Below are 6,634 nucleotides of genomic sequence, written 5' to 3' on the forward strand. Positions count from 1 at the left end.
GTTGGCCTATTCGAACACCCAGCTTTTCATTGGCGGCAAATGGCGACCGGCCCATTCGGGCAAGGTGATCGAGGTCCGCAATCCCGCGACTGAAGAGGTGATCGGCACGGTCGCCCATGCCGGACGGTCCGACCTCGACGAGGCACTCGCCGCAGCCAGCGCCGGGTCCAAGATCTGGCGAAACGTTGCTCCCTTCGAGCGCTGCCGCATCATGCGCAAGGCGGCCGCGATCATGCGCGAGCGCAATGACGAGATTGCGCCGCTGCTCACGATGGAACAGGGCAAGACTCTTGGCGAGGCCAAGATGGAGGCGATGGCTGCCGCCGACGTGATCGAGTGGTTTGCGGAGGAAGCCAAACGCGCCTATGGCCGCCTGATCCCTGCGCGTGGGCCGGGCATCTACCAGCTCGCGATCAAGGAGCCGGTCGGCCCGGTTGCGGCGTTCACGCCCTGGAACTTTCCGATCAATCAGGTCGTGCGCAAGCTCTCCGCCGCACTCGGCGCCGGCTGCTCGATCATCGTCAAGGCCCCGGAGGAGACGCCGGCCTCGCCCGCACAGCTGATCCGCGCGTTTGCGGACGCTGGCGTGCCCGATGGCGTCATCAACCTTGTATACGGTATTCCCTCGGAGATCTCGGAATATCTCATTCCGCATCCGGTGATCCGCAAGATCTCGTTCACGGGCTCGACCCATGTCGGCAAGCAGCTCAATGCGCTCGCGGGCCTGCACATGAAGCGTGCCACCATGGAGCTCGGCGGTCATGCGCCGGCGATCGTTTTCAAGGACGCCGACGTCGCATCGGCCGCGAAAATTCTGGCGGCGGCAAAATATCGCAATGCCGGGCAGGTTTGCATCTCGCCGACGCGGATGCTGGTCCAGGATGACGTGTTCCGTGAATTCGTCGACACATTTGTCGACAGCGCCAAGTCGTTCAAGGTCGGCAACGGCCTCGATCCCGACTCCAAAATGGGCTCGCTCGCCAATCCGCGCCGCGTCACCGCCATTGAGGGCATGGTGCAGGATGCCGTCGGCAAGGGTGCAAAGCTCGAGACCGGCGGTAAACGCGTCGGCAACAAGGGCCATTTCTTCGAGCCGACCGTAGTGAGCGACGTGCCGAAGGATGCGCGCGCCATGAACGAGGAGCCGTTCGGCCCGCTCGCGCTGATTTCGCGCTTCTCATCCTTCGACGAAGTTGTCGAGGAGGCCAACCGCTTGCCGTTCGGGCTGGCGTCCTACGCCTTCACAAGCTCGACCAAGACGGCGGCCGCGATCGGTTCGGCCGTCGAAGCCGGCATGATGTCGATCAACAGTTTTGGTCTGGCGCTGCCCGAAGTGCCGTTCGGCGGCATCAAGGATTCCGGCTACGGCTCGGAGGGCGGCACCGAGGCGATGGAGGGTTATTTCAACACCAAGTTCATCAGCCAGACGGGCGTGTGACCGGCCGGGGATGCGCAGCTAGCGTTTGACGAAAACCAGATTGCAGGCCCGCGCCTCGTTGCGCTTGCCGGCGCCGCGGGTGCGATCGAACTGCGCATCGACGGTAAAGGCGTAGGGCGAGCCGGGCGCGAGATTGTTCAGCGTGTACGCGCTCGCTCCCGTCGTGCCGCGCGCGCTCAAGGTGGTCTTGCCGTCCGCCGGGATCTGGCCGTCGATCTCGAGCCGGTTGATGTTGTTGCCCGGACCCTGCGCCTCGGCATGAAGCACGCCGTTCGTGACGGTGGCGACCAGAGGTCTGGTGAAGCCCTGCGCCTTGCCGGTGGCCAAGCAGTTCAACGTCACGTCCCAGCTGCCGTCAAAATCCTTGCTTCCGCCGCTCCGGCCGTTGCCTGACGGCGCGAGCGCCACCTTCTGCTTCAGCCCCTCGATCCGAGCTTTGGCGAGCGTGGCGAAGATGCAATTCGGGAATCTCGCGAGGTGATCCTCGAAAGCGCCCAGCGTGCCGATGCCGTCGGCAGCCTTCCAGTGTGCTTCTGCTGCTGCGCAAGGGTCAGCCCGGGGCGCGGCTTGTGGCGCCGCCGGCGCCACCGTGACCGACACCGGTCCGTTCAGGTAGAACTTGCCGATGATCGACAGCGACAGCTCCGGGAGTTGGGTCTTGCCGCTGGAATCGTAGACGTCGCTGCTGATGTCGCGAAAGACTTCGCCGATCTCCTGCGGCTCCTCGATGTGCTTCAGGAACGCCGTCGTATAGGGGCTGTTGCGGCCGCTGCCATCGGCCGCCGTCTGCCCGGACTGGGTTGAGAACGACACGATCGTGCCGCGCGGTGCTTCGACTTTCGACAGGCCCCGCCCGATCGAGGCGCCGCGCGTCATGCCGGCGGAGCGTTTCAAGGTTTCGGCCAGCGGATTGTCGCGGCAGGAATCGAGGATGAGGATGCGCAGGTTCTTGGCCTGCTGCAGGTCGTTCACGATGTCGTCCACCCGCAGGAAGCGCTTCAGCTCGGCTTCGTCGCTCAGCACGGCATCGACAGGCATCAGATAGTTCACGCCGTTGTACTGCATCGCATGGCCGCTGTAGTAGAACATGGCGACGTCGGCTTTGCTCGCGGCGCGCGCGAAGCGGATGGTGAGGTCCTGCATGTCAGCTTGGCGCAGGTCGATGCCCTGGAGCACCTCGAAGCCGCTGCGCTTGAGCGAGGCGGCGACGTCTTCGGCATCGTGCGACGGGTTGGGAAGCTGCGCCGTACTGGCATAGGCGCCATTGCCGATCACCAGGGCGACGCGGGTTTCCGCCGATGCCGGCGCAACGGAAAGCCAGCAGACCAGGAGGGCAAGGCAAAGTCCGGCCGGGCAAAATCTGGAAAGAGCACGCATGAATGCCTTCCAAGGAAATGTCGAAAAATATCCCTCCAGATTAGCGCATGCCGCGCCGACATCAATGCCCTGCCGGAGCACCGCTCAGATTTCCCGGCCGTGACATCCTGTCACGCCGGGCTCGCCGCCATCGTCATGCGGACGGCCATTTCGGTCGCAATCGCGTCCCGCACGGCCGGTCGCGCCTGCATGCGCGCGAGATAGGCCGACAACGATGGCCATTGCGCGACGTCGATTCCCGCGGGACGGAGCAACAGCAAAGCCCAGGTGAGATGGGCATCCGCGACGGTGAAGCTGTCGCCGACGAGGAATTCGCGGTCCGTCAGATGCGCGGCAGGCATCGATAATGTCTGCGCTATTCTTGCACGCGGCTTGGCGAGCGAGGCGTCGTCCTTGTACCAGAAGGTTGGAAACAGGAACGCCTTGTGGATCTCGGCCCCGACGAAACTGAGCCATTCCTGGAGCCGATACCGGTCGGGATTTCCGAAGGCGGGTGCAAGGCCCGCCTGCGGCTTTAGGTCGGCGATGTATTGCAGCACCGCGGCGCTTTCGGTCAGCCGTTCGCCATTCTCCAGCACCAGGACCGGCACCGCGCCCTTTGGGGAAACGCCGAGGAAATCGCTGCCGTCGTCCACGACCTGCTTGGTCTGGAGATGGACCGGATGATAGCGGGCCTCGATGCCCGCTTCCATCAGCGCGATGCGGCTCGCAAGCGAGCAGGCCATCGGTGAGAAATAGAGTTGCAGCATCGCCTACGCTCCTTCAGGTCAACGTCTCGGTTTGTGCGATGATCGCAAACCGGTCCGACAATTCGGCCAGGGCGACCTCGTGGATGATCCTTGCGGAGAGCGCTCCGCCGCGGCCGTCGGGAAGATCGCGTGTGGCGCAGGCATCGGCTGCGATCGTCGTGCGCAGGCCGAGGTCGAGCGCGGCGCGGGTGGTCGAGCTGATGCACATATGGGTCATGAAACCGGCCAGCACGATGTTCGTGCGTCCGGTTGCGGCCAGCCGGACTTGCAGGTCGGTGCCGGCAAAAGCGTTCGGCAGCGCTTTTTCGATCACGGCTTCGCTGGCGAGCGGCGCCACGTTCCTGACGATCGCGCCGCGCGCGGCCTCGCGGTCGAACAGGCTGCCGGCACGTCCCTTGTGCGCGATATGGAAGATCGCAGCGCCGCTCGCCCTCGCGCGGGCGAGCAGGCGCGCGGCGGCGGCGATTGCGGGCTCCGCGTCCGGCAAGGCGAGCGGCCCGGCGCAATATTCGTTCTGGATGTCGATTAGCACGAGGCAGGAATCGGCGAGCCTGGGCGGAGTGAGATCGGCGCCGGACAATTCAAGCAGGGTTTTTGGGGCGGTCATGCGGGTCGGGCCTTCCTAAGGCATATCGGATGGCGCCACAGTAGCGCGGCGGCGGCCTGCCAATGTGCAGGACTATTGCAGCATATGGCTGCAAATTTGCAGGAGCCCGTCGTGCCTGCTAGGCTCATCGCCATGAACTGGGACGATCTGCGCATCATCGCCGCGGTCAGGGACGAGGGCACCTATGCCGGCGCCAGCGCGCGGCTGCGCATCGACGAGACCACCGTCGGCCGCAGGCTCGCGCGCATCCAGCGCGATCTCGGCGTGCCGCTGTTCGATGCGGTGGACGGCCAGCGCCGGCCGACGCGGAGTTGCGAGGCGGTGCTGGCGCATGTCGAGGCGATGGCCGCACATGCCGCCGAGATCGGTCGCGTCGGCGAGAGTCTTGCAGGCCCGGTGGGACGCCTGCGTATCGCCTCCACCAACACGGTTGCCGAGGAGGTTCTGTCGCCGCGCGCGAGCGACTTCCTGCGCGCCAATTCCGGCCTGACGCTGCAATTCCTCACCTCGAGCGAGAACGTCAAGTTCTCGCGCTGGGAAGCCGATCTCGCTATCCGGCTGCGCAAGCCCGACAAGGGCGACTTCGCGATCTCCAAGCTCGGTGACGTCAAGCTCTATTATTTTGAGCCTGTCACGACCGAAGGCGAGCCGGTGCTGTGCGCCTATCCGGACGAACTCGGTGCCATTCCCGAGATGCAATTCCTGCGTATGAAGCAAGCCCACGCGCGCTGCGTTACCGACAACGTTCGCGTCATCCGTAACCTGATCCGCGCGCATCAGGCCGCCGGCGTGTTGCCGGAGCATGTCTGCGCGGACTTACTCGGCGATCGCCGCCTGCGCGCCACGCTGCTGCCTGGGCGCCGCGACGTCTGGCTGCTGGTGCAGAACCATCTCAAGCGCGATCCGGCGACGCGGCTCACCATCGAATGGATCCGCCGCTGCTTCAGCGATCTCGCGCGCGGTTGATTGCGACCCGTGAACGCGATCCGCGCGCGGCGCGACCAAGTTATGGGATTGCGTACGCGCGAGGGTTGCGTAATCTCGCGACGACTACGGGCTTGATCAGGGCAGGCGCATGACCACTCTTCAGGAAACCATCCACCCGCAGGCCAAAGTGCGGGAATGGAAGGCGATCGTCATCCTGATCCTCCTGATTCCGGTGCTGTGGTCGCCGCCGTTCCTGTTTCGCATCTTCCTGTTTCAGCCGTTCAACATCCCTTCCGGCTCGATGACGCCGACGCTGGTCGTCGGCGACTACGTCTTTGCTGCAAAATATGCCTATGGCTATGGCCGTTATTCGTTTCCCTTCGCGCCGTCGTGGATCTCCGGGCGTTTCCGGGCCACCGATCCCGAGTATGGTGACGTCGTCGTGTTCCGGACGCCAAAGGACACCGCGGTCGACTATGTCAAGCGCGTGGTCGGGCTGCCCAGTGATCGCATCCAGATGCGGCAGGGCCAACTCATCCTCAATGACCGCCCGGTGACGCGCGTCGCTCTGAAGCAGGCATTCGCCGGCTCCACCTGCGGCGTGGATGACGGTGCGAAGGCCAAGCGCTGGCGCGAGACGCTGCCGAACGGCGCGTCCTACGTGACGCAGGACTGTGTCGACAACGGCTACTACGACAACACCGACGTCTACACCGTGCCGCCGGGCCATTTCTTCGTGCTCGGCGACAATCGCGACAACTCGAGTGACAGCCGCGTGATGTCGTCGATCGGATTCGTGCCGATGGACAATCTGGTCGGCAAGGTGACGCGGATATTCTGGTCGCTCGACCAGCACGGCGAACCGCACATGGAGCGGCTGGGGAAGGTGTGGTGAAGCCCCACTGTCATTCCGGGCTCCGCGCTGCTCCGGGATGGGACCACCGAAGAAAAACAAAACCCCGGCATCGCTGCCGGGGTTTCGCATTTTGTCGTTTGCCGGAATGGCTGGATCAGAAATCCATGCCGCCCATGCCGCCGCCCGGGGGCATCGCCGGACCGGAGCCGCCCTTCTTGGGCAACTCGGCGACCATGGCTTCCGTGGTGATCAAGAGCGCCGCAACCGAGGCTGCGTTCTGGATCGCGGTACGGACCACCTTGGTCGGGTCGATGATGCCCTTCTTGACGAGGTCGACATATTCGCCGGTCTGGGAGTCGAAGCCGTAGGCGTACGACTTGTTCTCAAGGACCTTGCCGACGATCACGGAGCCATCTTCACCGGCGTTGATCGCGATCTGGCGAGCGGGCGCGGAGAGCGCCTTGCGCACGATCTCGACGCCGGTCTTCTGGTCGTCGTTCTTGGTGCGCAGGCCCTTGAGCTGCTCGGAGGCACGGAGCAGGGCGACGCCGCCGCCCGGGACGATGCCTTCCTCGACCGCCGCGCGGGTCGCATGCATCGCGTCATCAACGCGATCCTTGCGCTCCTTCACCTCGACCTCGGTCGCGCCGCCGACGCGGATCACCGCGACGCCGCCTGCG

At 64.8% G+C, this 6,634-nt stretch carries 7 protein-coding genes; 3 read left to right on the forward strand and 4 right to left on the reverse strand.

What is annotated here, in order from left to right:
* Position 1 precedes the first annotated feature (1 nt).
* On the forward strand, positions 2-1,438 hold the full coding sequence (locus IVB50_RS22480; RefSeq protein WP_247297326.1) for an NAD-dependent succinate-semialdehyde dehydrogenase: 1,437 nt from the start codon (positions 2-4) through the stop codon (positions 1,436-1,438).
* A gap of 18 nt (positions 1,439-1,456) precedes the next feature.
* Here IVB50_RS22480 and IVB50_RS22485 read toward each other — a convergent pair whose 3' ends face one another.
* From IVB50_RS22485 to IVB50_RS22495, 3 genes are all read right to left on the reverse strand, one after another.
* Positions 1,457-2,815, reverse strand: coding sequence for a caspase family protein (locus IVB50_RS22485; RefSeq protein WP_247297328.1), 1,359 nt, complete (start codon positions 2,813-2,815; stop codon positions 1,457-1,459).
* Positions 2,816-2,925: 110 nt separating this feature from the next.
* On the reverse strand, positions 2,926-3,564 hold the full coding sequence (locus tag IVB50_RS22490) for a glutathione binding-like protein (RefSeq protein WP_247297330.1): 639 nt from the start codon (positions 3,562-3,564) through the stop codon (positions 2,926-2,928).
* Between the two features lie 13 nt (positions 3,565-3,577).
* Complete coding sequence (locus IVB50_RS22495; protein ID WP_018455620.1) at positions 3,578-4,171, reverse strand: cysteine hydrolase family protein; 594 nt, start codon at positions 4,169-4,171, stop codon at positions 3,578-3,580.
* A gap of 132 nt (positions 4,172-4,303) precedes the next feature.
* Between IVB50_RS22495 and IVB50_RS22500 the strand changes: the two genes are divergently transcribed.
* Both IVB50_RS22500 and lepB read left to right on the forward strand, forming a co-directional pair.
* Positions 4,304-5,137, forward strand: coding sequence for a LysR family transcriptional regulator (locus tag IVB50_RS22500; protein WP_247297350.1), 834 nt, complete (start codon positions 4,304-4,306; stop codon positions 5,135-5,137).
* Between the two features lie 109 nt (positions 5,138-5,246).
* Positions 5,247-5,993, forward strand: a complete 747-nt coding sequence (lepB, locus tag IVB50_RS22505; RefSeq protein WP_085385036.1) for a signal peptidase I — start codon at positions 5,247-5,249, stop codon at positions 5,991-5,993.
* Positions 5,994-6,108: 115 nt separating this feature from the next.
* On the opposite strand, the gene IVB50_RS22510 is transcribed toward lepB, so the two are convergent.
* Positions 6,109-6,634 (reverse strand): TCP-1/cpn60 chaperonin family protein (locus IVB50_RS22510; protein WP_275995422.1); only part of this gene is annotated, 526 nt, incomplete at its 5' end.

The sequence above is a fragment of the Bradyrhizobium sp. 87 genome (assembly GCF_023073015.1).
Taxonomy (GTDB): domain Bacteria; phylum Pseudomonadota; class Alphaproteobacteria; order Rhizobiales; family Xanthobacteraceae; genus Bradyrhizobium; species Bradyrhizobium canariense_D.

Bases quoted from the DNA above. Each gene is read 5' to 3' on its own strand.
- IVB50_RS22495 (WP_018455620.1), bottom strand. From the start codon at position 4,171: ATGACCGCCCCAAAAACCCTGCTTGAATTGTCCGGCGCCGATCTCACT.
- IVB50_RS22500 (WP_247297350.1), top strand. From the start codon at position 4,304: ATGAACTGGGACGATCTGCGCATCATCGCCGCGGTCAGGGACGAGGGC.
- IVB50_RS22485 (WP_247297328.1), bottom strand. From the start codon at position 2,815: ATGCGTGCTCTTTCCAGATTTTGCCCGGCCGGACTTTGCCTTGCCCTC.
- lepB (WP_085385036.1), top strand. From the start codon at position 5,247: ATGACCACTCTTCAGGAAACCATCCACCCGCAGGCCAAAGTGCGGGAA.
- IVB50_RS22490 (WP_247297330.1), bottom strand. From the start codon at position 3,564: ATGCTGCAACTCTATTTCTCACCGATGGCCTGCTCGCTTGCGAGCCGC.